The sequence below is a fragment of the Oceanicaulis sp. HTCC2633 genome (assembly GCF_000152745.1).
GTDB lineage: Bacteria > Pseudomonadota > Alphaproteobacteria > Caulobacterales > Maricaulaceae > Oceanicaulis.
The window spans coordinates 1,057,944-1,081,001 of record NZ_CH672428.1; the positions used below are offsets into that span (position 1 = coordinate 1,057,944).

The window sequence follows — 23,058 nt, forward strand, 5'->3', positions numbered from 1 at the left end:
GGAGTGAACACTGTTTGCTCTTGGTTTCCGGCGCGGCTGGCGATAGCTTCGCGCACTCATGAGAGACGCCGTCCCAGATCCGACCCAGACCCGCTCCGCGCGCCTGCGCGTGCTGGTCTCCAGTTATCGCTCTGCGCCCCATGTGGGCGGTCAGGGCGTATATGTCCGCGCCCTGTCGCGCGCCCTCGCCGATCAGGGTTGCGAGGTGTCGGTGATTTCCGGCCCGCCCTATCCCGATCTTGACCCGGATATCGGACTGATCGAACTGCCATCTCTGGATTTGTTCAGCGTCGATAACGCCTTCCTGCAATTGCGCTGGAAGACGCTGTTCGACCGGGCGGACCGCACCGAATGGCTGTCACACAATACCGGCGCCTTCGCCGAGATGATCAGCTACGCCATCCGGCTCGAAGCCTGGGTCGCCCAGCATGGCGACCAGTTCGACGTGATCCATGACAACCAGACCCTGGCTCTGGCCATGGCGGGCGTGGACCAGTACCTGCCGGTCATCACCACCTTGCATCACCCCATCGCCATTGACCGCGACTTCGCGGTGGCAGGAGCGGCGAACTGGTGGCGGCGCGCCCTGACCCGGCGCTGGCATTCCTTTGTGGATCATCAGGCGAAAGCCGCGCGGGCCCTGCCGCGCTTCCTGGCGGTGTCGGACGCAGCGCGACAATCCTACGCCCGGCATTGCGGCGTTGATCCTGACAAGGTGCGCGTGGCGTTCAACGGGCTCGACCTGGACAGCTTCAAACCCGATCCGACCGTCGAACGGGATGCGGACCATGTCCTGGCCCTCGCCAGCGCCGATGTGCCCATCAAGGGGCTCGATGTTCTGATCGATGCGATGGCCAAGCTGAAGGCCCGCGGCCGCACGCCCCGACTGACGGTCATTGGCCAGCTGCGCGACGGGCCTACCAAGCGCGCCCTGGTCGAAACCGGTCTTCTGGACAGCGTCGAGTTCGTCTCGGGACTGAGCCTTGATGAAATCGTCGCGCTCTATCGCAAGGCGACGGTGTTCGTCTCCGCGTCCCGTTTTGAAGGCTTCGGCTTTCCGGCAGCGGAGGCGATGGCCTGTGGCGCCCCGGTGATCGTCTCGCGCGGCGGCGCCCTGCCCGAAGTCGCGGGCGAGGCCGGGATCGTCACCGAAGTCGAGGACGCGGACGGACTCGCAGACGCGCTGGAGCGCGTGCTGTCGGATCCCGAGCTGCAACAGCAGATGAGCGCGGCCTGCGCGGCGCGCGCCCATAGCGCCTTTCGCTGGGACGAGCATGCGCGCGCCAGCCTTGATCTTTACTACGACGCGCTCTCCGAGCGCGGACGCCTGCCGGATGTGACGGAGCTTGCCGCCCAATGATGGTGACGCTGGACCTTGATGCGCTGGACCTTCAGGACGGTCAGCGTGTCCTTGACCTGGGCTGTGGCCGGGGCCGCCACAGCCATGCCTTCTACTGGCATGACAAGGCGCTCGACGTGACCATGCTCGATCTCAGCCTTGAGGATCTCAAGAGCGCCGTCGACGGCTTTTTCGAGCTGCCCCCGCCCCCGCAGACCCCGCCGCGCAGCGCGGTCTGGTGCGTCGGCGATGCGGGCCGCCTGCCCTTTGCCGATAACAGCTTTGAGGTGGTGATCTGCTCTGAAGTGCTCGAGCATCTGCCCGATGTGGATGCGGCGCTCGATGAGATCACCCGCATTGTCAAACCGGGCGGGCGCTTTGCGCTGTCCGTGCCGCGCTACTGGCCGGAGAAGATCTGCTGGGCCCTGTCTGAAGGCTATCAGAACACCCCCGGCGGACATGTGCGCATCTTCCGCGATCATGAGCTTCGCGACCGGGTCGCGAGCCGCGGCTACCGCCCCTACAAGCGACACTGGGCGCACGCCCTGCACTCGCCCTATTGGTGGCTGCGCTGCGCCAAATGGGAACGCCAGGAAGAGAGCCGCACGGTCAACGCCTTCCGCAAGCTGCTGGAATGGGATCTGATGGAAAAGCCGCGCCTGACGCGCTGGACCGAAGCCGCGCTCAACCCGATCATGGGCAAGTCCGTCGCGCTTTATTTCCAGAAGGACGCGGCATGAGCCATCGCCCGCAATCCATCGGCGTCGACATCGCCGCCTGCGCCGACCGGATCGAGGACCTGCAATTGCGCGACGGCGCGATCCCCTGGATCGAGACCGGCGTCTGGGACCCCTGGAACCATGGTGAAAGCGCCATGGCGCTGGCGGTCGCAGGACGCGAGACGGCGGTGCACGCCGCCCTTGATGCGCTGGCCGAGCGTCAGCATGAAGACGGCTCTTGGCTGGGTGAGCTGGGCGCTGGCGTGCCCATGGATGAAAGCGGGGACCGTATCGCCCCGCCTGAAAACCCGGTCACCGCCCGTGACACCAATTTCACCGGCTATGCCGCGGTCACCGTGCTGCGCTGTGCGCTGGCGCTCGATGAGCCGCGCCTGATCGCCCGCCATGCCGGGATGATCACGAGGGCGCTCGACTGGGTGGTCAGCCACCAGACGCCCCATGGCGATGTGGTCTGGCGCAAGCCCGATGACGGCCAGCCGCTCGAAGACGTGGACTCGCTCAAGGCCGGCAACGCCTCGCTCTACAAGAGTCTCGAGTGCGGATTGCGCATTGCCGATGCGCTCGATCAGTCCCGCCCCGACTGGGCGCGCGCCCGCAAGACAATCGCTCAGACCTTCACGGACCGGCCACACCGGTTTGATCGGCTGGGCGAGGATCGCTCCCGCTACGCCATGGACTGGTATTATCCGGTTCTGTCCGGCGTTCTGACCGGTCTGGGCGCCAAGGCGCACCTGCACGCAGGCTGGGACAAGTTCGTGGTCGAGGACCTGGGCTGCCGCTGCGTCAGCGAGGAGCCCTGGATCACCGCCGCCGAAACGGCCGAACTGGCGCTGGCCTGTCTGAGCATTGGCGAAACCGTGCGGGCGCAACGTCTCCTGGGCGCGCTGGCGCCTCTGGCGCGGGATGGTCTGGGCTACTGGATGGGCTGGCAGTTCGAGCTGGGCCAGGTCTGGCCCAAAGAACGCCCCAGCTGGACGGCGGGCGCGGTCGTACTGGCCGCTGACGCCCTTTACGGGCTCAGCAATGGATCAGACCTTCTGATCCGTCACGCCCGGCCGGACGCCTGGCTCAAAGGCGACGCAGAATCTCGAGCGTATTGATCCGCTCGACCGGCTCGAACAGGCCCGACGCGACCGCGAGCTTCCAGATTTCATAGGGCGGGCGTCCCCCGTCCTCGGGATTGGGGAAGACGTCATGGATGGCCAGCAGGCCGCCACGCGCCACATGTCCCGCCCAAGCGCGATAATCGGCCAATGCCGTATCCATGGCGTGACCGCCATCAATGAACACAAAGCTCAGGGGCGCGGACCAGTGTGCGCCAATGACAGCAGACGGCCCGACAACCGGAACCACGTTCTGCTCAAGATCGGCGAGCGCGATCGTGCGGCGAAGCGCCGGCAGGGTGTCGACCCGGCCCAGTTCGGCGTCAAACAGGTCGGGATCGTGATAGCCCTCGCCCGGCTGATGCTCTTCAGAACCGCGATGATGGTCGATGGCGAACAGCACACGGCCCGCCTCCCGCGCAGCGCGGCCCAGATAGACGCTGGAGCGACCACACCAGCTGCCGATCTCGACAAAGGCGCCTGGCGCAGTGTGTGACGCACGGATTGCATGACGGGCCAAGGCCTGGCCCTCGTCATCGGCGAGGAAGCCCTTGACGGTTTGAGGGTCGAGCGCATCGCCCGGAAGAGTCTCTGACATCAGCTGGACAGGCCCTGACTGGATTGCGCCGCCCAGCGCCGTTCAGCCAGCGCGTCGGCGGCATCGGCAAGGCGGGTCTTCTCCGCCGCAAGCAAGGAGAGCGCTTGCGCAATCTGCGCTTCGTCCGCGTCCGGACCAAAGCCTTCGGAGACAGCCTTGAAGAAGTCCTCTGCGCGACGCACTGCGCCCAGCGCGCCTTCAGCAGACGCAAGATCCTGTGTCAGCGTCGCCTGGCCGAGACCCTGAGCGCTCTCGCTGACATTGTCGGCGGCGTCCGCCACCCCCTGCGCCAGAGTGGTCAGTTGAGCGATATCCTCATGGAAGGCGAGCACAACATTGGCGCCCTGGGCTTCTACATAGAGGCTGACAGGATCCGATTGCGCGTCAGCGTCCTCGCCGCCATTGATCAGGCGGGAAAAGAATTGTCGCGCGGCGTCTGCAGGTCCGGCCGTGAGGGTCCAGCCCTCCTCGTCCACCAGCGCGCTCAGTCGCGCCGCCTGTGAACGCAGACGCGCCTCCGCCTCGATGTCCGCCTGGGAGTCCGCGCCCAGGGTGATCGGTTGACTGGCGCATCCGGCCGCAAGGCTGCAGGTGCATAAACCGACTACCAGGCCCAGAGTCCTGAAGACCGTGTGCATGTCGAAGCGATCCTTCATACAGAGACCAACTCCCCCTCGCGAAGCTGGTTCCACATAGTGATAAAACGACATAGTCTCACGGTAAACAGACTTGAAAGTTAATCCGCTGATTAGCACGGAAAAAATGGACACAGCACGCTCTCATCGCCGTCTTGGGCTGTATCCGCCCCTGACCCCGGTCCACACCGGATTTCTGGACGTGGGTCAGGGTCACAGCCTGTATTACGAGGACTGCGGACGCCCGGACGGCGTGCCCGTCATCACCCTGCATGGCGGGCCGGGAGGCGGCGCGGCCCCCGCCATGCGGCGCTTCTTTGATCCGCGCCGCTACCGCATCATTGTCTTTGATCAGCGCGGTTGCGGACGCTCCCGTCCCTATTCCTCGCTGGAACACAATACCACCGCCCATCTCGTCAACGACATCGAGCAATTGCGCGTCCATCTGGGCGTGGACAAATGGCTCGCCTTTGGCGGGTCCTGGGGCGCGACGCTAGCGCTCGCCTATGCCCGCGCCTGTCCGGACCGCGTTCTGGGCCTGGTGTTGCGCGGCGTGTTCACCTGCACCCGTCATGAACTGAACTGGTTCTACCGTGATGGCGCCAACCGTCTCTTCCCCGACGCCTGGGCCCGGCTGACCGATCGGCTGGCGCCGGATGAGCGCGAGGATGTCATTGCCGCCTACTACACGCGGCTGACCTCGGGCGCGAGCATGGACCAGCGTCGCGATGACGCGCTGGCCTGGTCAAGCTGGGAAAGCGCGCTGATCTCGATGGGCACGACGCCCGATCATGTGAACCCTGATCCGCACCGCTCCGATGCGCTGGCGCGCATTGAGTCCCACTATTTCCATCATGGCGGCTTCTTTGAACGTGAAGGCGTCCTGCTGGAGGATACCAACCATCTCAGGGAGATCCCCGGCGTCATCGTGCAGGGGCGGTATGACATGGTCACCCCGCCGCGCACGGCCTGGGAATTGTCGCGCGTCTGGCCCGGGGTGCAGCTGAATTTCGTCGCGGATGCGGGCCATGCCGCCGGCGAGCCCGGAATTGTGGACGGGCTGGTGCGCGCTACCGACATGTTCGCCCGCCGCTTCGGCTAGGCCCGGCGTCATGCAACTACAAAAAAGCCCCGGTCATCAGACCGGGGCTTTTGTTTGAGTTGGATCAGGCCCTAGCCGATGAAGGGCAGGCTGATGCCGAACATGCTGGCGAGACCCGTGACGATGATCAGGCCCACCGCCACCGGCGCCAGCCAGCGGATGGTGAAGCGCCAATAGGCGAAGAACTTCTCGCCGGCATGCGGCAGCTCTTTCTGCATGAGCGACTTGGACACGACCCAGCCGGTGAACAGAGCGATCAGAAGACCGCCCAGCGGCAGCAGGATCGTGCCGGACACCTTGTCGAGAATATCGAAGAAATCGCCCGAGAAGGCCGCGGCGACGCCGAACATGTAGATGATCGCGCCAAAGAACAGCGCCGAGCCCACACGGCCGAAATCGGTGTGCTCCTCGCCAAAGGCGACGATCACCTGCAGCAGCGAGATCGAGCTCGTCAGGGCCGCGATGAGGGCCAGGAAGAAGAAGGCGGCGCCCACCCACTGGCCGCCCGGCATTTGCGAGAACGCTGCCGGCAGGGTCTGGAAGAACAGGCCCGGACCCGCATCGGGGCTGAGGCCGAAGGCGAAGACGAACGGGAAGATCGCCAGACCTGCAATGATCGCCACCAGCGTATCTGACCCCGCGATGATGCCGGCCGATTGCGGCAGGTTGTCGTCGCGCGACAGATAGGAGCCATAGGTGATCATGATGGCCGACCCCACGCTCATCGAGAAGAAGGCCTGGCCCAGCGCTTCCAGGAAGGTCTGCGCGGTGATCTTGGAGAAGTCCGGCGCGAACAGATAGTTGATCGCGGCGCCCATATCGGCGGTCAGGCCGGCATAGATCACCATGCCCACCAGCATCAGGAAGAAGAGCGGCATCAGGATCGACACCGTGCGCTCGATCCCCTTGATCACGCCGAAGCACACGATGGCCATGGTCACGCCCATGAACAGGGTATGCCACAGGATCACGGTGCTGGTGTCGCCCACCAGCTGGCCGAAGACGCTGGACACCTCGGTCGGATCCATGCCGACCATGGCGCCGGTGAACATCTTGTAGACATAGGACGCCACCCAGCCCGCCACGACCGAGTAGAAGCACAGGATCATCACGCCGCCGGCCATGCCGACCCAGCCGGCGATGGACCACAACTCGGACGCGCCGGCGTCAAACGCCATCTTGCGGGTGGACCCCACCGCCGAACGCCGGGCATGACGGCCCACGCTGAGTTCCGCCATCAGGATCGGAAAGCCGATCAGCGCCACGCAGGCAAGGTAGATCAGAACGAAGGCCGCGCCGCCATTCTCACCCGCCGTATACGGAAACCGCCAGAAATTCCCCAATCCGACAGACGAGCCGATCGCCGCCATCAGAAAGCCGAAACGGCTGCTCCAAGTCCCGTGCGCGCTCGCGCCGCCCATCGCCATTGATGAAGTCTCCTCCCCTCAGCCACGCCTCTGGGCGCGCGCTATAAATCCGATACCGTCCTGCGACGGTTTGGCGCGGGAGGTTGGTCGATCCGCGCCCTGCGGTCAAGTTGGGCAATGCGGCGTTAACCGAACAATCCTGCACCTTTCGGCGGTTCGGTGTCGCGGTGCACGTGCGCGCCCAGGATCAGCCCGAGCCCGATCAGAACCGTCATCATCACGGTGCCGCCATAGGAGATCATCGGCAGGGGCACGCCCACCACCGGCAGCATTCCCATGACCATGCCCACATTGATGAAGACGTAGAGCGAGAAGGTCGTGGCCACGCCCATCACGACAAGCCGCAGGAAGACCGAACGGCAGGACGTCGCGATCATGATGCAGTTGGCGAGGATCAGCGCGTACAGCGACAGCACCACCAGCCCGCCGATGAAGCCGAACTCCTCGCCCAGCATCGTGAAGATGAAGTCGGTCTGCTTCTCGGGCAGGAAGTTCAGGTGCGCCTGGGTGCCTTCCATGTAGCCCTTGCCGGTCATCCCGCCCGATCCGAGCGCGATCTTGGACTGCAGGATGTGATAGCCCGCGCCCATCGGGTCCTCTTCCGGATTGAGGAAGGTCATGATCCGGCGACGCTGATAATCCTGCAGCCCGTACTGGAAGAAGAAGCCGCCCGCGATGCCGCCCAGCACGCCCGAGCCTATGATCACCTTCCAGCTCAACCCAGCGAGGAACACGATCACCACCCCGGTCGCCGCCAGCAAGAGCGACGTGCCCAGATCGGGCTGCTTGATGATCAATCCCATGGGCACGGCGATCATCAAAGCCGGAATGATCAGCCCGCCCAGCGACGAGACCTTCTCCTCGGGCAGATCGTGATAATAGCGCGCCAGCGCCAGCACGAGGGCGATCTTCATGATCTCCGAGGGCTGCATGCGGATCGGACCGATATCGATCCAGCGCTGCGCGCCCATGGCGGTGGTGCCGATCAGCTCCACACCGATCAGCAGGACCAGCGCGCCCAGAAAGGCGGGATAGGCGATGCCCATCCAGAACCGCGGCGGAAACAGCGCGATCACCACCATGGCGATCAGGCCGACCCCCAGCCTGAGGGCGTGGCGGGAGGCGTAAGGATTCCATGCCCCGCCCTCGACGGAATACAGCATGCCGACGCCGATGAGGCCGACCAGCAGGATCAGGAGGACAAAGGCCCAGTTGATCTCGAACAGCTTGCCCCGGAAACCGCGCGGCGCGGACTGGGTGAAAACGCCCATGTCCTAGCCCTCCGTCACGGGACGGGCTGCGGACGCATACATGTCCGGCCGGGTGTTTGACGGATCGCGACGCACCAGATCACGCAGAATGGCCTGAGCGGGGACAGCGGCGCGCGTGCCGCCAATGCCATGCTCGAGCACCACCGTGACGGCGTAGCGCGGCGCGGCGACCGGCGCATAGCAAACAAACAGGCCGTGATTGCGCAATCGCCACGGCAGGTCTTCCTGATCCCGCAAGCCAGCGGCGCGCTCCTCGGCGCTGATGGAATAGACCTGGGAGGTGCCGGTCTTGCCCGCCATCTGTATGCCCTCAAGGTCGATGCCCCGGGTCTGCAGCGGCCAGTAGGCGGAGCCGCCCGGCTCATTGACGACGCCGGACATGGCGCGATTTACCTCGGACAGGTGTTCCGCCGTCCATCCCATGGATTCAAATTCAGGCGGCGCACCGGACACCGGCGACAATGTCGGGATGACACGACGTCCCGTGGCGATGCGCGCCGTCATCACCGCCAGTTGCAGCGGTGAACTCAGCAACGCGCCCTGACCGATGCCCACATTGAAGGTGTCCCCGGTCGTCCAGGGTTCATTGCGGCGCGCCCGTTTCCAGGCCGGGCCGGGCACTAGCCCTTCCGCGCGTCGCGGATAGGGCAGACCAATGTCGAAGAACTGACCCAGACCGCAGCTTTCGAGCATCTCGTTATAGCGCTCTATGCCCAGCCGGTTGGCCATTTCGTAGAAATAGACATCGCATGAGCCCTTCACGGCTTCATGCATATTGACCCGGCCATGGCCCTGCCGACGCCAGCAGTGGAAGTCGCGATTGCCCAGTCGTGTGTGACCGCCGCAATAGATGGTCTCTTCAGGATCCACCACGCCATGCTCGAGCGCGGCCAGGGACGACATCACCTTCACGGTGGACGCTGGCGCGTACAGCCCCGTCGTCGCCTTGTTGAACAGGGGGCGGTAGGGATTGTTGTTGAGCGAGGCGAAGGCGTCCTGGCCAATGCCCAGCACGAAGGCATTGGGATCAAAGCTGGGCGTTGAGGCGAGCACCAGGATTTCTCCCGTGATCACATCCAGGCCGATCGCCGCTCCGCTCTGATCGCCCAGCGCTTCCATGGCGGTGCGTTGCGCGCGGGCGTCGAGCGTCAGCGTGACGTCGCGGCCCGGCACGGACGGAATGGACTGCTCGGGTATCTCGCGCATGACCCGGCCGGTGGCGTTCACCTCCACCTTCAGCTGGCCGGCCGAGCCCCGCAGCTCGTCCTCATGTTGCAGCTCGGCGCCGGTCCGACCAATGCGGAAGCCCGGGTGCAGCAGGAGCGGATCATCATTGGCCGCTTCCGGCGGCGCGGCCTGCACATAGCCCGTCACATGGGCGAAGTCATAGGGGCGCGGATAGGTGCGCACCTCGCCCACATCCGGCGTGATGCCCGGCAGATCCGGCAGATGCAGGTTGATGCGCGCGAAGGTCTCCCAATCGAGATCCTCGGCCACGGTGACCGGCGTGAAGCGCGAGGTGCGCGCCACGGCGCGCAATATGCGGTCAATGCGGGTTTCGCTCAAAGGCATGTAGCGCGACAGGCGCTCCAGCGCCGCGCGTGGATCGCCGGCCTGATCACGCACGATCATCAGCCGGTAGCTCTCCCGGTTTTCCGCCAGCGGTTCACCGAACCGGTCGAGAAGCCGTCCGCGCGCAGGCGGCTGAAGTCGGAAGTTGAACTGGTTCTGTTCCGACAGCAGGCGATAGGCGTCCTGCTCGAGCACCTGCAGCCCGTACATGCGCGCGCCCAGCGCGGCGAACGCGCCCGCCCCGAGGCCCGACAACAGAAGCGAGCGACGGTTGAACTGGGCCTGGGCTTCCTGCTTGTCGCGACGCATGCGCGCTCTTTCTCGGGTCTGCTGCGTTAGGAGAAGGTGCTGCGTTCCTTCCGCCGGGCGAACAGCCAGGCGAAGATCGGAAACAGAAGGATGGTCAGAACCGCTTCAGTAATCAACGGTCCTGGCGCCACAGGGGCGCCAATCGCGAAGGACCCCGCCCCCCAGGCCACGCCGAAAGCCGCGCAGGCGGTCAGGGTGAAGCGGAGCGCAAGCGGGCCGACTTCACCGGCGCCGTCCGTTTCTCGCAGGCGCAGTACGCTGAAGGCCACGAGGAAAGACAGAGCCCAGACGCCCATGGGCGCGCCCGCCAGCAGATCCTGTGCGACGCCGACCAGAAGCAGGACAGGCGGTGAAATGAACCAGGGCTGCCTGACCGACCAGATGAATAGCGCGATCAGCGGGAAGGCCGGGGCCAGATCGGGACCGCTGCCCAGACGACTGGGCAGGGCGTGCAGGATCAAGGCGATCAGCATGGTCACGATGAACATGACCAGATCGGCGCCGCCATTGCCACGTTCAACCGAAGGCCGCATCAGTTCGCCCCCTCCTGGAACAGGTCTTCAGGAACCGGATCGGCTTCCGGCGCCTGGACCGGCTCGAACGGCCAGATCCAGATCAGATCGATGGGCGCGGTGCGGCTGAACAACGCCACGCGCCAGCGCCCATCCCGATCCCGGACCGCCTGCCCCACCGGCACGCCTCGAGGCATGACATTGTCGTCGCCCGAAGTGACGATGCGATCGCCTTCCTGCAGGTCCGGCTCGGCGCCCAGATACTCCAGACGCGGAAACTCGGTGTTGTCGCCCACGAGAAGCGCACGGGCGTTCGAGCGGTCCGCCATCACCGCCACGCGGGAATTGATGTCCGTCAGAAGCAGAACGCGGGTCGAGCTGCGGCCCACTTCCACGGTCCGGCCCACAAGGCCATAGACATTCACCGCCGGATAGCCCGGGCGAACGCCGTCATCATAGCCGGCGTCGATCAGGCGTGAGCGCACGAAAGCGTTGGAGCGATCGGCCACGGTCCAGGCGCTGATCCGGTCCTCGGCGGCGTCCGCCTGCAGATTGAGGGCTTCACGATAGCGCGCATTGCGTTCCTGCAGCGAGAGCGCGGCGTCGCGCCAGGCCCGCATTTCAGCCGCCTGCATGCGCAGGGCGCGGTTCTCTTCCGCCAGTTCGAACTGGCGTTTCCACCACGGACCGATATTGGCGAATCCCCGGAAAGGCCGCACGCTGAGATCAAGAACCGGCGTGGCGAGATCATTGAAGCCCGCACGCAGACCGGTCAGGGCCTGGGGCCGGCTCTCGGGGCGATCCAGATAAATCAGAATGCAGCTGACAAAGATGCAAACGATGAAGAGCAGCGTGGGAAACCGCACGCCCTCATCATTTCGCCGTCTGGAACTCCGCCTCTGAGCCAAGCTGGAAGTCCCCCCTCACAGGCTCGCCTGTCCCGGTTAAACCGCTTCCGCGAGGATCGGGCGCCACAGGCGCAGATTCTCGACCGCCTTGCCGCAACCCAGCACAACGCAGGAGAGCGGCTCGTCCGCCAGGCTCACCGGCAGGCCGGTCCGATCACGCAGTTCGGTGTCGAGATTGCGCAGCAGGGCGCCGCCGCCGGTCAGCACGATGCCCTTGTCCACGATGTCCGCCGCCAGTTCCGGCGGGGTCGCTTCCAGCGCCTGCTTGACCGCTTCCACGATCTGCTCGACCGGCTCGGACAGGGCGTCGGCGATCATCGCCTCGGTCACCACGATCTCGCGCGGCACGCCGTTCATGAGGTCACGGCCCTTGATGTCCAGCGTCAGGCCCTCGCCTTTCTGCGGCGGGGTCGCGGAGCCGATTTCCTTCTTGATCCGCTCACCGGAGGTTTCACCGATCAGAAGGTTCGCCGAACGACGGATATAGTTGATGATGGCTTCGTCCATCTTGTCGCCGCCGACGCGCACCGAGCGCGAATAGACAATACCCGACAGCGACATCACGGCCACCTCGGTGGTGCCGCCGCCAATATCGACGATCATGGAGCCGGTCGGCTCGTCGATCGGCAGGCCCGCGCCCACGGCGGCCGCCATCGGTTCGTCGATCAGGTAAACCTTGCGCGCGCCCGCGCCCACGGCGCTCTCGTGAATGGCGCGGCGCTCCACGGCGGTGGCGCCGGACGGCACGCAGATCACGACCTGCGGGCTAACGAAGGTCTGACGATTATGCACCTTCCGAATGAAGTGCTTGATCATTTCCTCGGCCACGTCGAAGTCGGCGATCACGCCGTCGCGCATGGGCCGGATGGCTTCCACATTGCCCGGAGTCTTGCCCAGCATGAGTTTGGCTTCGGCGCCGACGGCCTGCACGTGCTTGCGGCCCTTGTCGACCTTGTAGGCCACGACAGAGGGCTCGTTCAGAACGACGCCACGGCCTTTGACGTAGACCAGTGTGTTCGCCGTCCCCAAATCGATGGCGATATCCGCGGAAAGGAGACCGAACACGCTGGAGAACATTCTCTGCCTCTTTGTCTGTCAGGCGCAGCAGGCGAGTCGCCGCGCTAGGGCAAGTATCATGACTCCTTGTGCGATGGCGCGTCACTGATTGCAAGCCGCTCACCCGCCTCAGCTTCAGCGCCGGTTGAGTCTTCCACGGGATTTTTCAACTCTGTTGCTGGCCCGCGCAGCCAGCGGCGCGCCATCAGCATGAACACGATCCAGACCGCGACAATCCCTATGAGCGCAAGGATTGCGGGCCATCCGCCCCCGGACAGAAGCGACATCAGCCCTCCGCCTGCAAACACCACAAGCGCGGTTTTGGGCAGGACCCCCACCGCCAGTCCGCCGATGAATGCAAAATAGCTCATACGCGAAACACCGGCCGCCATATTGACCACGATGAAGGGCGCGCTCGGAACGATTCGCACGATCATGGAGGCGAAAAAGCCGTTGCGGCCGACAAACTCGGAGATGCGATTGACGGTCTGGCCGCCATACCGGCGCACGGCGTCAGCCCCTGCGAGACGGCCTGCATAGAAGGTCACGGTCGCCGAACAGATCGTCGCGATCCACGAATAGGCGAACCCCATCACCGGACCGAAGGCGAACACGGCCGCGCCGATGAGCGCGAATTGCGGCGCGCCGACAAAGGCCAGAACGGTAAAGATCAGAATGGTCGCCGGCAGGGCGTACCACTGGTCCGCCGCGCTCTCGAACCAGGTCCCGATCTGGCCCGGCTCGATATCGAGCACGAACTTGCCCGTGAGAAAGATGGCGAGCACCAGCGCAAACAGACCCAGCGAGATATAGATCGCGCGGGCGGCGCGGGCGTCCATCCGGGTGAAGAAGCGAACAAGGGGGTTCATGGCGGTCATATCCGGCAACAGGGGCCCCTCGCCCCCGGACAGTCATCCATCCGGCGCGAGGCGGCGGTACGCATACGCCTTTTTACACCGCAGGCAATCGGGCGCCGCAATGATTTCGCTTAAGACCCTCAGTCTCCGAAGCTGGACGACCGGCGGATAAGCCTGCCCGTGTCTTCCAGCGGATGCTCTGACGCCTTGTCGCGCATGGCCTTCAGCCCGGCCCGCCCCTGTTCGTAGTCCGCCACCCAGCGTCGGGCGAAATCGCCCGCGGTGACGTCCTTGACGATGGCTTCAAACACCGGGCGCACGGCCTCCCGGATCGGGCCTTCCACCTCATGCGCGCCAAATTCGGCGGTATCCGAAATGGCCTCATACATGCCTGCAATGCCGCGGGACTGGATCAGATCGGCGATGTATTTGATCTCGTGTACGGTATCGATATAGGCCATGATCGGACTGATCCCGGCGGCGACAAGCTGTTCATAGCCCTCGCGCGCCAGCGCGCAAACGCCGCCCACAAGCACCGCCTGCTCGCCCAGAATGTCGGCCAGCGCTTCCTCGCCGAACGTGGTCGTGTAGACGCCCGCGCGTCCGCAGCCGAGCCCGCCCAGATAGGCTTTCGCCCGGGCCTCGGCCTTGCCTGTGACGTCCTGGTGCACGGCCCAGAAACCGATCAGCGAGCCGCCCTTCTCAAAGCTCGAGCGCACCGCCCCGCCCGGTCCCTTGGCGGCCGCCAACACCACATCGATGTCGTCAGCCGGTTCGATCACGCCGTATTCAATGGAAAAGCCGTGGCACAGCAGCAGCGTCATGCCCGGGCGATAGTACGGGGCGATATGCTCGCGCCAGATCTCGCCATGGGCTTCATCCGCCGCCAGAAGCGACAGCATGTCGGCGCGCCGGGCCGCCTCGGCCATGGAGACGACGTCAAACCCGTCCGCTTCCGCCTTTGCGCGTGACGGCGAGCCCTCCCGCAGCGCGATCAGGACTCTCTCCGCCCCCATATCGCGAAGATTGAGCGCGTGGGCGCGGCCATGATTGCCATAGCCGATGATCGCGATGGTCTCGGTCTTGAGCGGCCCGAGATCGAGATCGTTCTGGTAAAGCGGTTCAGCCATCATGCGGCTCCGAAGAAAGGCGTCAGAAGAATCTGGTCCAGCTCGGCCCTGGCCGTCACAGGATCAAGCGAGTTTACCCGCACCCAGTCCGGATGCTGATTGGAGAACCAGGTGAACTGGCGCTTGGCGTATCGGCGCGTATCACGCTTGGCGAGCGCGATGGCTTCGTCAAGGTCGAGCCGTCCCTGGACATGGGCGATCAGGGGCGGCAAGCCGACCGCCTTCATGGCGGGCAAATCCGCCGCCAGCCGCCGCTCGGCGATGGCGCGGGCTTCCTCCAATGCGCCATGCGACACCATCTGGTCAAAACGGGCTTCGATCCGGCCATACAGCCCGTCCCGGTCCGGAGCGATCACCACGCCCACAGCGCGGTCCGGCTCGATCAGGGGACGCGTCTCGGCCTGGATCTCCGACAGCGGGCGACCGCTGGTCCTGGCCACGGCGATCAGACGCATCAGGCGCTGGCGATCGCCTGCCTCGATCCGGGCCGCGCCGACCGGGTCGAGCGCGTGCGCCGCTTCACGCAGCGCGTCCAGACCGCCGCGCGCATAGAGCGCATTGACCTCCGATATGACGGCCTCCGGGACGTCTGGCGTCGGTGCGAGCCCGTCGACCAGCGCCTTGAAATACAACCCTGTTCCGCCCACCAGTATCGCGCGCTTGCCGCGACCGGTGACATCGCTGATGGCTTCGAGCGCCAGCTTCGCCCAGCGCCCGACCGAGCAGCGCTCTGATGGATCGATGACGCCGAAGAGGTGATGAGGAACTCCCCCCATCTCATGAGATTCGGGACGCGCGGTGATCACCCCCAGCCCGTCATAGACCTGCATGGAATCCGCATTGATGACTTCGCCATCGAGCGCCCGCGCCGCATGCAGGGACAAGGCGCTCTTGCCGGACGCCGTCGGCCCGGCGAGGAACAGGATATCAGGCTTGGACCCCACTAGAATGCTCTAGCGGCGCAGGGTTTCAAGCACGTACTGACCCTGACGGTTCAGGCTGAACAGCACAGGCGCGCCGTCTGCGCCGGCGCGGGCCGCCAGCTCCCGCGCCTGGGCAAGACCTTCAACCCGGGTCCAGGCAATCTCCTCGACCACATCGCCCGGACGCACCTTGCCTGCTGCATCGCTGTTGGGATCAACTTCGGTGACCACGAGCCCGCTGGCGTCAGTGGGAATGCGATAACGGCGGCGAAGGGCGTCAGAGATGGGCTCCAGCGTCATGCCGAAGAGATCACCCTCGATCGCCGCCGCGGCGCTGTCCTCATCCAGCTCGGCGCCGGCGGGCGGTGTGGGGCGATTGTCTTCCTCCAGCCGCTCCACATTCAAGGGCAGGGTCAGGGCCTCTCCGCGGCGGAACACTTCCACATCCACACGCGATCCCGGTTCGGTTTCGGCCACGATGCGCGGCAGGACACGGTCATCGGCGACAGGACGCCCGTCAAAGGCGAGGATGACGTCGCCTTCCTCCAATCCGCTGTCCGCTGCAGGGCCTTCAGGATCAATGCGTGTCAGAAGCGCGCCGCGCGGCTCGTTCAGGCCCATGGCCTGGGCCATGTCGCGGGTCACTTCGAGCACATTGACGCCGATCCAGCCGCGGCGCGTCTCGCCATACTCGATCAGCTGATCAATGACCGGCACGGCGATGGCGCTCGGCACGGAGAAGGAGATGCCCACAGACGTGCCGGTGGGGGAGAAGATCGCCGTGTTCACGCCAATCACATCGCCGTCCATGTTGAACAGCGGACCGCCGGAATTGCCGCGGTTGATGGCGACATCGGTCTGCAGGTAATCGTCATAGGCGCCGCCGATCTCGCGCCCGCGCGCCGAGATCACGCCGGCAGTCAATGACCCGCCCAGACCGAACGGGTTGCCGATCGCAACCACCCATTCGCCAACGCGCGCGCGCTCACTGTCGCCGAACTGCACGACGGGCAGCGGTTCTTCCGGGTCAACGCGCAGGACCGCGATATCCGTCGCCGGATCGCTGCCCACGATCCGGGCGTCCAGCACCAGACCGTTCTGCAGGACGACCTCCACCTCGTCCGCACCGGCGATGACGTGGTGATTGGTGATGACGATGCCCTCTGCATCAATGATGAAGCCCGACCCCAGCGAACGTTGCATGCGTAGCCGATTGCCCGACAGGTCGTTATAGCGCTCAAGCGGAGTGCCCGGCGCAAACAGGGGCGAGCCTTCTTCGCCGCCCACACGCTGGGCGGTGGCGATATTGACCACGGCCGGGCTCAAGCGGTCATTGAGATCCGCAAAGCCGTCATTGGGCTGCGCTGCAGCCATCGCCGCCGACGCCAGCGCCAGGCCCAGAGCAAAGATCGCAGCGGCAAGCACGCGCATGAACATTCCCCGTGGTCAGAAGTCTCTTGTATCTGGCCACAACTCTTAACGGCGCCGCCCCTACCCCGCCAAGCGCAGACCTGACATTGAAGCCCAAAAAGTGAAACGGCCGGGCGTTTTGCGCCCGGCCGATCCCTGAATTCAACTCTCAACAGGTCGTTAACGACCGTCCTGGGAGCCGAAATAGTCAAAGAAGGCGCTATCGGGCGCCACCACGATGGGCGTGCCGTCACGCAGAGCCGTCTCATAGGCGATCATCGAGCGATAGAAGCGGAAGAATTCCGCATCACGGCCATAGGCCGCCGCATAGATGGCGTTCCGCTGGGCGTCGCCTTCACCGCGGATACGGTCCGCATCAGCGCGGGCGTTCGCCAGGATGACCGTCTGTTCGCGATCCGCAGAGGCGCGGATCTGACGGGCGCGTTCCTCACCTTCAGCGCGGATGCGGGCTGCTTCCTGCTGACGCTCCGAGCGCATGCGCTGGAAGACCCGCTCCTCGACCTCATTGGGAAGGTCGGCGCGCAGGATGCGCACATCGATGACCTCGATGCCGAGATCGGCGCGGGTCACCGCGGCGTCCACGGACCGCTCCACCCGGTCCATCAGCTCGGCGCGCTGGCCGGAGATGACGTCCTGAGAGGAAATCGAGCCGACCACGGCGCGCAGCGCGTCTTCCATGATCGAACCCAGACGGGCATTGGCGCCCGCCTCATTGCGCACAGTCTGGTAATAGCGCAGCGGATTGACGATCCGATAGCGCAGGAAGGCGTCCACTTCGAGACGCTCTTGGTCGCCGGCCTGCAGCTGTTGCGGACGCATGTCGAACTCGACATTGCGGCGATCGAACTGCAGCACCTCTTCCCAGGGGAGCTTGAAGTGAAGGCCGGCTTCATCGTCGCCGATCTCGTTGATGACCCGGACCGGATCACCAAAGCGCAGCACCAGCACGGAGCGGCGTTCGTTGACTGTATAGGTGGCGGTGGCCGCGGCGATCAGGACTGCGACCAGAATGACGCCAAAGGCGATCGTGAGAAATCTCATGGCTTAGCCTCCCTGACCCGAACCTGCGGCGCGATTGGCGTCGCCCCGATTGCGACCGAGCTGATCGAGCGGCAGATAGGGCACCGCCCCGTTGCCGTTCTGATCGAGGATCAGCAGCTCCGAACGACCGAGCACCCGTTCCATGGTCTCCAGATACATCCGCTCGCGGGTGACATCCGGCGCCTGGGCGTATTCGTCATAGATCGCATTGAAGCGATCAGCCTGACCTTGCGCCTCGGCAACCACCTGATCGCGATAACCGCGCGCTTCTTCCAGAAGGCGCACGGCGTCACCGCGGGCTTCAGGCACGATGCGGTTGGCGTAGGCGGTGGCTTGCAGGGCGTTCGCTTCAGCATCCTGTTCGGCGCTGATGACGTCCTGGAAGGCGGCGATCACATCTTCCGGCGGCGCGGATTCCTGCAATTGCAGACCCACCACCTGGATGCCGGCTTCGTAAAGATCGAGCGTGTCCTGAATGATCTCTTCGGCGCGCTGAGCGACCTCGCCCCGGCCCGTACCGATGATCGGCTGCAGATCCGAGGTGCCGACCACTTCGCGCATGGCGCTTTCCGAGACGGCCTGAACCATCGCGCGCTGGTCACGGACATTGAAGACGTAATCACGCACGCGGGTCGGATCGACCTGCCACTGCACCGTGAAGGACAGATCCACGATGTTCTCGTCGCGGGTGACCATCAGGGCTTCCTGCGGCGTGGTGCCGATCGTGATCGAGCGGATTTCGGTGACATTCACCGTCTCAACAGTCTCGATCGGATAGGGCAACTTCACACGAAGGCCCGCGCCGGCGGTGCGGACATATTCGCCAAAGCGCTGAACCACGCCCGCTTCACCAGGACCGACCTGATAGACCGAGGCTGCGGTGATAACGCCCACGACGATGAGGGCGCCCACGACGCCGACCACGCCGCCACCGGATCCGCCCTTGCCGGAACCCCCGCGACCGCCGCCGCGCGGACCCTTGCCGCCCAGCCATTGCTGGAACCGGCGCACCAGTTCCTCAAGATCAGGTTCCTGACCCCCGCCGTTCGGGCCGCGACCCGGACCGTTGGGGCCGCGCCCCCAGGGGTTGTTGTTATTCTGACCGCCGCCGCCGGAGCCCCAAGGGCCGCCGCCGCCTGCATTGTCGTTCCAGGGCATGAATCTCCCCGCTGGTTATAAGGTTTCGTGTTTTATTCGGTATATGAGTATTTGGCGGGTCCGCGCCTCCGGTTCAAGTAAAACCGGTATCGGGATGCTGCGCTATGACGCCCGGACGCGATCCAGCACCCGTAGCGTAAAGCCCGCATCATCGCCTTCAGCCGCCTCGACCGTCTCCGCACTCACCTCGCGCCACTCTTCGGGCGACAGATCGGGAAAGCCTGCATCGCCCTCAGGCTCGAGATCCACCTCGGTGAGATAGATCCGGTCCACCTTCGGCAACAGATCGGCGTAGAGCTGCGCCCCGCCGATCAGGCAGACCTCATCCACCCCCGCCTCGACCGCCGCGCCGCGCGCTTCCTCAAGACAGGCCTCAACATCGGCGAAGACATAAGCGCCCGCTGCGGCCGTCACAGACCGGCTGATGACGAAGTTTGCTCGCCCCGGCAGGGGCTTGCGCGGCAGGCTGTCCCAGGTCTTGCGCCCCATGACGACCGGCTTGCCCAGCGTGACTTGCTTGAAGCGCTTGAGGTCGGACGGGATGCGCCAGGGCAGATCGCCGTCCCGGCCAATAACGCCGTTCTTTGCAACCGCGACCACAATTGCGAGCTTGATGTGGGTCATGCCTACACCGCTACCGGCGCCGAGATGCGCGCGTGAGGGTCGTAGCCTTCGAGCGTGATGTCCTCGTACTCAAAGGCGAAGAGGTCGGTAATCTCTGGGTTGAGCTTCAGCGTCGGCAGAGGACGCGGATCGCGCGAGAGCTGTTCGCGCACCTGATCGAAATGGTTTGAATAGATGTGGGCGTCGCCGAAGGTATGCACATACTCGCCCGGCTCATAGCCGGTCGCCTGCGCGACCATGGCGAGCAGCAGAGCGTAGCTTGCGATATTGAACGGCACGCCCAGGAACATGTCCGCGCTGCGCTGATAGAGCTGCAGGTGCAGGCGCCCGCCCAGCACCTTGAATTGGAACAGCGTATGGCAGGGGGGCAGCGCCATGGAGGGTACGTCGGCGGGGTTCCAGGCGCTGATGATGTGGCGGCGGCTGTCCGGGCTTTGCCTGATCTGCTCGATCAGGCCCGCCAGCTGGTCGATCTCACGCCCATCCGGGCCTTCCCAGCGGCGCCATTGCTTGCCGTAGACCGGGCCGAGCTCACCATTTTCGTCCGCCCATTCATCCCAGATCGAGACGCCGCGCTCCTGCAGCCATTTGACGTTGGTGATGCCCTTGATGAACCACAGAAGCTCCACCGCGATGGACTTGAAATGGACCTTCTTGGTGGTCAGGAGCGGAAAGCCGTCGCTGAGATCACAGCGGATCTGACGCCCGAACACGCCCCGCGTGCCGGTGCCGGTGCGGTCGGTCTGGTCCTCGCCCGTTTCCATGATCTCGTGCAGGAGATCGAGATAGGCGCGCTCGATCGGAGAGCCGAGATAAGGCTTGGGCGTGTCTGCGAGCACCATGGCGATCTCCTTCGGTCCGGGGTCGGGTCGAAGTCTAACCCGGCTGATGATTCGATAAAGGCCGCGCTGACAGGCCGGACCGCGCTCTTGCGCGGATAAACCGCAGCCAGTCTTCATCTTGAAGCACTTGCATTGGATGCCGCGAGCAACGATCTGATCGGCATGACCCAGACACCCACCCCTTCCGCTCTCACCCTGTCTCTCTCCGGCCTCAGCTGCGCAGGCTGCGTGCGAAAGGTGGAGACGGCTCTGACCAAGGCCGAAGGCGTCGAGCGGGCCAATGTGAACTTCGCCACCTCCCGCGCCCAGATAACGGGCGACCATCTGGATGAAGCCGAACTGATCGCGGCGGTCGAGAGCGTCGGCTTCAAGGCCGAGCGCTATGATCCGGCCCCCGATCGCGCCGCCCGCGAGGAAGCGGAAAAAGCCGCAGCACAAGCTGATCTAAAGCGTCAGCTCATCCTAGCCGTTCTGCTGACGCTGCCGGTCTTCGTGCTGGAGATGGGCGGGCACATGATCCCCGGCTTCCATCATCTCATCATGTCCACGCTGGGACAGACCTTGAGCTGGTCGATCCAGTTCGTGCTGACCTCTCTGGTGCTCGCCTTCCCCGGGCGTCGGTTCTTCACGCTTGGCGGCCAGGCGCTGTTGCGCCGGGCGCCCGAAATGAACTCGCTCGTCGCGCTGGGCGCTGGCGCCGCGTGGGCCTATTCCACGCTTGTCCTGCTGGCGCCGGAGCTGTTCCCGGTCGATGCGCGCCATGTCTATTTCGAAGCCGCCGCGATGATCACGACGCTGATCCTTGCAGGCCGGTACATGGAGGCGCGCGCCAAGGGCCGCACCAGCGCTGCGATCAGGAAGCTGATCGGCCTGCGCCCGCAAACCGCTCGCGTGGATCGGGACGGATCGACTGTCGAGCTGTCCCTGGATGAGGTGGCGCCGGGCGATCTTGTCCATGTGCGCCCCGGCGAACGTCTGCCCGTGGATGGCGAAGTGGAAAGCGGCCAGTCCTATGTGGACGAATCCATGCTGACCGGCGAACCCATCCCGGTTCATAAATCCAAGGGTGATGCGGTGGTCGGCGGGTCGATGAACGCCGAAGGCGCCCTTGTCATCCGCACCGGCCGGACTGGCGCGGATACGGTGCTCAGCCAGATCATCGCCATGGTGGAGCAGGCTCAGGGCGCCAAACTGCCCATCCAGTCCCTGGTGGATCGCGTGACGGGATATTTCGTGCCCGCCGTCATCGCCATCGCGCTCGTCACCTTCTTCGCCTGGCTGACGCTGGCGCCCGAAGCAGGTCTGAGCGAAGCGCTGGTCAAGGCGGTCGCCGTGCTGATCATCGCCTGTCCCTGCGCCATGGGGCTCGCCACCCCCACCTCCATCATGGTGGGCGCAGGACGCGGCGCAGAGCTGGGCGTTCTATTCCGCCAGGGTGAGGCGCTGCAAGGCCTGTCCGATGTGCGCGTGACGGCGTTCGACAAGACCGGCACCCTGACCGAGGGCAAGCCCGCGCTGACCGCGATTCATACGATCGGGACCGTGAACGAAGAGGCGGCGCTATCCCTCGCCGCCGCTCTGGAACGCACCAGTGAACACCCGATTGCGCGCGCCATTCTGGGCGCCGCCGAAGAGAAATCCCTTTCACTGCCCACGCTCGAGAACTGGACCGCGGAATCCGGCTACGGGGTCAAGGCGGAGCTGGATGGCGAGCCCGTCTACCTGGGCTCCAAACGCTTCATGCGCCGGCTTGGCGTCGAGCTTGACCCGCTCGCCGACGCGATCACCGCGCTCGATGAACACGGAGTGACCGTGATTGTCCTGGCTCGCGGCCAGAACCTTCAGGCCGCTTTCGGCGTCTCCGACCCGATCCGAAAGGGCGCGTTCGATGCGCTGAACAGCCTGCGTGAACACGGCCTGACCCTGGCCATGATCACGGGCGACGCCGATGCGCCGGCGCGCGCTGTCGGTCAGGCGCTGGGCGTCGAGGATGTCCGGGCCGAGACCCCGCCGGATGAGAAGTATCAGGCCGTCGCCTCACTGCGCAAAGCCTATGGCCCGGTCGCCTTCGTCGGAGACGGCATCAATGACGCCGCCGCGCTGGCCGAGGCGGATGTGGGCATAGCCATGGGCTCAGGCTCGGACATTGCGCTTGAAAGCGCGGACGTCGTCCTGATGCGCGATGATCCGGCCGCGGTGGCGGTCGCCTTGGGCCTGAGCCGCGCAACGCTGAACAACATCAAGCAGAACCTGGTCTGGGCCTTCGGTTACAATGCGCTGCTGATCCCGCTGGCGGCAGGCGTTTTCACCCCTGTCTTCGGCTGGTCGCTCTCCCCCATCTTCGCCGCCGCCGCCATGGCCGCGTCCAGCGTCTGCGTGCTGGCCAACGCCCTGAGACTGCGCGGCTTCAGGGGATAGCCGCGTTTTTTCCATGCATGAGCATGCGAATTAACTTGCCGAACGAACGGGCGCGTGGTTCC

General features: G+C 65.0%; 21 protein-coding genes. 5 read left to right on the forward strand and 16 right to left on the reverse strand.

Going from position 1 to position 23,058, the window contains the following annotated elements; translation table 11 throughout:
* Window positions 1-58: 58 nt before the first annotated feature.
* The 3 genes from OA2633_RS05145 to OA2633_RS05155 are packed head-to-tail and all read left to right on the forward strand — an operon-like array spanning window position 59 to window position 3,179.
* Complete coding sequence (locus tag OA2633_RS05145) at window positions 59-1,360, forward strand: glycosyltransferase family 4 protein (RefSeq protein WP_009801430.1); 1,302 nt, start codon at window positions 59-61, stop codon at window positions 1,358-1,360.
* Window positions 1,357-2,079: a class I SAM-dependent methyltransferase gene (locus OA2633_RS05150; protein ID WP_009801431.1), complete on the forward strand. Its 723-nt coding sequence runs from the start codon at window positions 1,357-1,359 to the stop codon at window positions 2,077-2,079. The genes OA2633_RS05145 and OA2633_RS05150 overlap by 4 nt, the downstream gene beginning before the upstream one ends.
* A complete protein-coding gene (locus OA2633_RS05155; protein ID WP_009801432.1) occupies window positions 2,076-3,179 on the forward strand; it encodes a hypothetical protein in 1,104 nt (367 codons plus the stop codon). Before OA2633_RS05150 ends, OA2633_RS05155 begins: the two co-directional genes overlap by 4 nt.
* On the opposite strand, the gene OA2633_RS05160 is transcribed toward OA2633_RS05155, so the two are convergent.
* Both OA2633_RS05160 and OA2633_RS05165 read right to left on the reverse strand, forming a co-directional pair.
* A complete protein-coding gene (locus OA2633_RS05160) occupies window positions 3,148-3,780 on the reverse strand; it encodes a class I SAM-dependent methyltransferase (RefSeq protein WP_009801433.1) in 633 nt (210 codons plus the stop codon). The genes OA2633_RS05155 and OA2633_RS05160 overlap by 32 nt on opposite strands.
* Entirely contained in the window at window positions 3,780-4,436 is a 657-nt protein-coding gene (locus tag OA2633_RS05165; RefSeq protein WP_009801434.1) for a hypothetical protein, read from the reverse strand. Before OA2633_RS05165 ends, OA2633_RS05160 begins: the two co-directional genes overlap by 1 nt.
* 106 nt (window positions 4,437-4,542) lie before the next feature.
* Here OA2633_RS05165 and pip point away from each other — a divergent pair, with 106 nt between their 5' ends.
* A complete protein-coding gene (gene pip / locus OA2633_RS05170) occupies window positions 4,543-5,517 on the forward strand; it encodes a prolyl aminopeptidase (protein ID WP_009801435.1) in 975 nt (324 codons plus the stop codon).
* A 71-nt stretch (window positions 5,518-5,588) separates the two neighbouring features.
* Here the strand turns inward: pip and OA2633_RS05175 are convergent, their stop codons facing one another.
* The 14 genes from OA2633_RS05175 to OA2633_RS05240 all read right to left on the reverse strand — a co-directional run bounded on the left by OA2633_RS05175 (window position 5,589) and on the right by OA2633_RS05240 (window position 20,578).
* Window positions 5,589-6,944, reverse strand: a complete 1,356-nt coding sequence (locus tag OA2633_RS05175; RefSeq protein ID WP_009801436.1) for a sodium-dependent transporter — start codon at window positions 6,942-6,944, stop codon at window positions 5,589-5,591.
* 125 nt (window positions 6,945-7,069) lie between these two features.
* Window positions 7,070-8,215, reverse strand: coding sequence for a rod shape-determining protein RodA (gene rodA / locus OA2633_RS05180; RefSeq protein ID WP_009801437.1), 1,146 nt, complete (start codon window positions 8,213-8,215; stop codon window positions 7,070-7,072).
* A 3-nt stretch (window positions 8,216-8,218) separates the two neighbouring features.
* Entirely contained in the window at window positions 8,219-10,096 is a 1,878-nt protein-coding gene (mrdA, locus tag OA2633_RS05185) for a penicillin-binding protein 2 (RefSeq protein WP_009801438.1), read from the reverse strand.
* Window positions 10,097-10,122: 26 nt separating this feature from the next.
* On the reverse strand, window positions 10,123-10,629 hold the full coding sequence (locus OA2633_RS05190; RefSeq protein ID WP_009801439.1) for a hypothetical protein: 507 nt from the start codon (window positions 10,627-10,629) through the stop codon (window positions 10,123-10,125).
* Window positions 10,629-11,474, reverse strand: a complete 846-nt coding sequence (mreC, locus tag OA2633_RS05195) for a rod shape-determining protein MreC (protein ID WP_009801440.1) — start codon at window positions 11,472-11,474, stop codon at window positions 10,629-10,631. Before mreC ends, OA2633_RS05190 begins: the two co-directional genes overlap by 1 nt.
* Before the next feature lie 78 nt (window positions 11,475-11,552).
* Entirely contained in the window at window positions 11,553-12,593 is a 1,041-nt protein-coding gene (locus OA2633_RS05200; RefSeq protein ID WP_009801441.1) for a rod shape-determining protein, read from the reverse strand.
* Between the two features lie 56 nt (window positions 12,594-12,649).
* Window positions 12,650-13,441 carry a TVP38/TMEM64 family protein gene (locus OA2633_RS05205; RefSeq protein WP_156776114.1) on the reverse strand — a complete coding sequence of 264 codons (792 nt, stop codon included), beginning with the start codon at window positions 13,439-13,441 and terminating at the stop codon, window positions 12,650-12,652.
* Window positions 13,442-13,569: 128 nt separating this feature from the next.
* Window positions 13,570-14,559, reverse strand: a complete 990-nt coding sequence (gene ilvC / locus OA2633_RS05210; protein WP_009801443.1) for a ketol-acid reductoisomerase — start codon at window positions 14,557-14,559, stop codon at window positions 13,570-13,572.
* Window positions 14,559-15,503, reverse strand: coding sequence for a tRNA (adenosine(37)-N6)-dimethylallyltransferase MiaA (gene miaA / locus OA2633_RS05215; protein WP_009801444.1), 945 nt, complete (start codon window positions 15,501-15,503; stop codon window positions 14,559-14,561). The genes ilvC and miaA overlap by 1 nt, the downstream gene beginning before the upstream one ends.
* 9 nt (window positions 15,504-15,512) lie before the next feature.
* Window positions 15,513-16,913 (reverse strand): trypsin-like peptidase domain-containing protein, encoded by a 1,401-nt coding sequence (locus tag OA2633_RS05220; RefSeq protein ID WP_040613083.1) that lies wholly within the window; start codon window positions 16,911-16,913, stop codon window positions 15,513-15,515.
* Between the two features lie 159 nt (window positions 16,914-17,072).
* Window positions 17,073-17,954 carry a protease modulator HflC gene (hflC, locus tag OA2633_RS05225; protein WP_009801446.1) on the reverse strand — a complete coding sequence of 294 codons (882 nt, stop codon included), beginning with the start codon at window positions 17,952-17,954 and terminating at the stop codon, window positions 17,073-17,075.
* Between the two features lie 3 nt (window positions 17,955-17,957).
* On the reverse strand, window positions 17,958-19,112 hold the full coding sequence (gene hflK, locus OA2633_RS05230) for an FtsH protease activity modulator HflK (RefSeq protein WP_009801447.1): 1,155 nt from the start codon (window positions 19,110-19,112) through the stop codon (window positions 17,958-17,960).
* 102 nt (window positions 19,113-19,214) lie between these two features.
* Window positions 19,215-19,736, reverse strand: coding sequence for a dihydrofolate reductase (locus tag OA2633_RS05235; RefSeq protein ID WP_009801448.1), 522 nt, complete (start codon window positions 19,734-19,736; stop codon window positions 19,215-19,217).
* A 2-nt stretch (window positions 19,737-19,738) separates the two neighbouring features.
* Complete coding sequence (locus OA2633_RS05240) at window positions 19,739-20,578, reverse strand: thymidylate synthase (protein ID WP_009801449.1); 840 nt, start codon at window positions 20,576-20,578, stop codon at window positions 19,739-19,741.
* A 162-nt stretch (window positions 20,579-20,740) separates the two neighbouring features.
* Here OA2633_RS05240 and OA2633_RS05245 point away from each other — a divergent pair, with 162 nt between their 5' ends.
* Entirely contained in the window at window positions 20,741-22,996 is a 2,256-nt protein-coding gene (locus tag OA2633_RS05245; RefSeq protein ID WP_156776121.1) for a heavy metal translocating P-type ATPase, read from the forward strand.
* Window positions 22,997-23,058 lie beyond the last annotated feature (62 nt).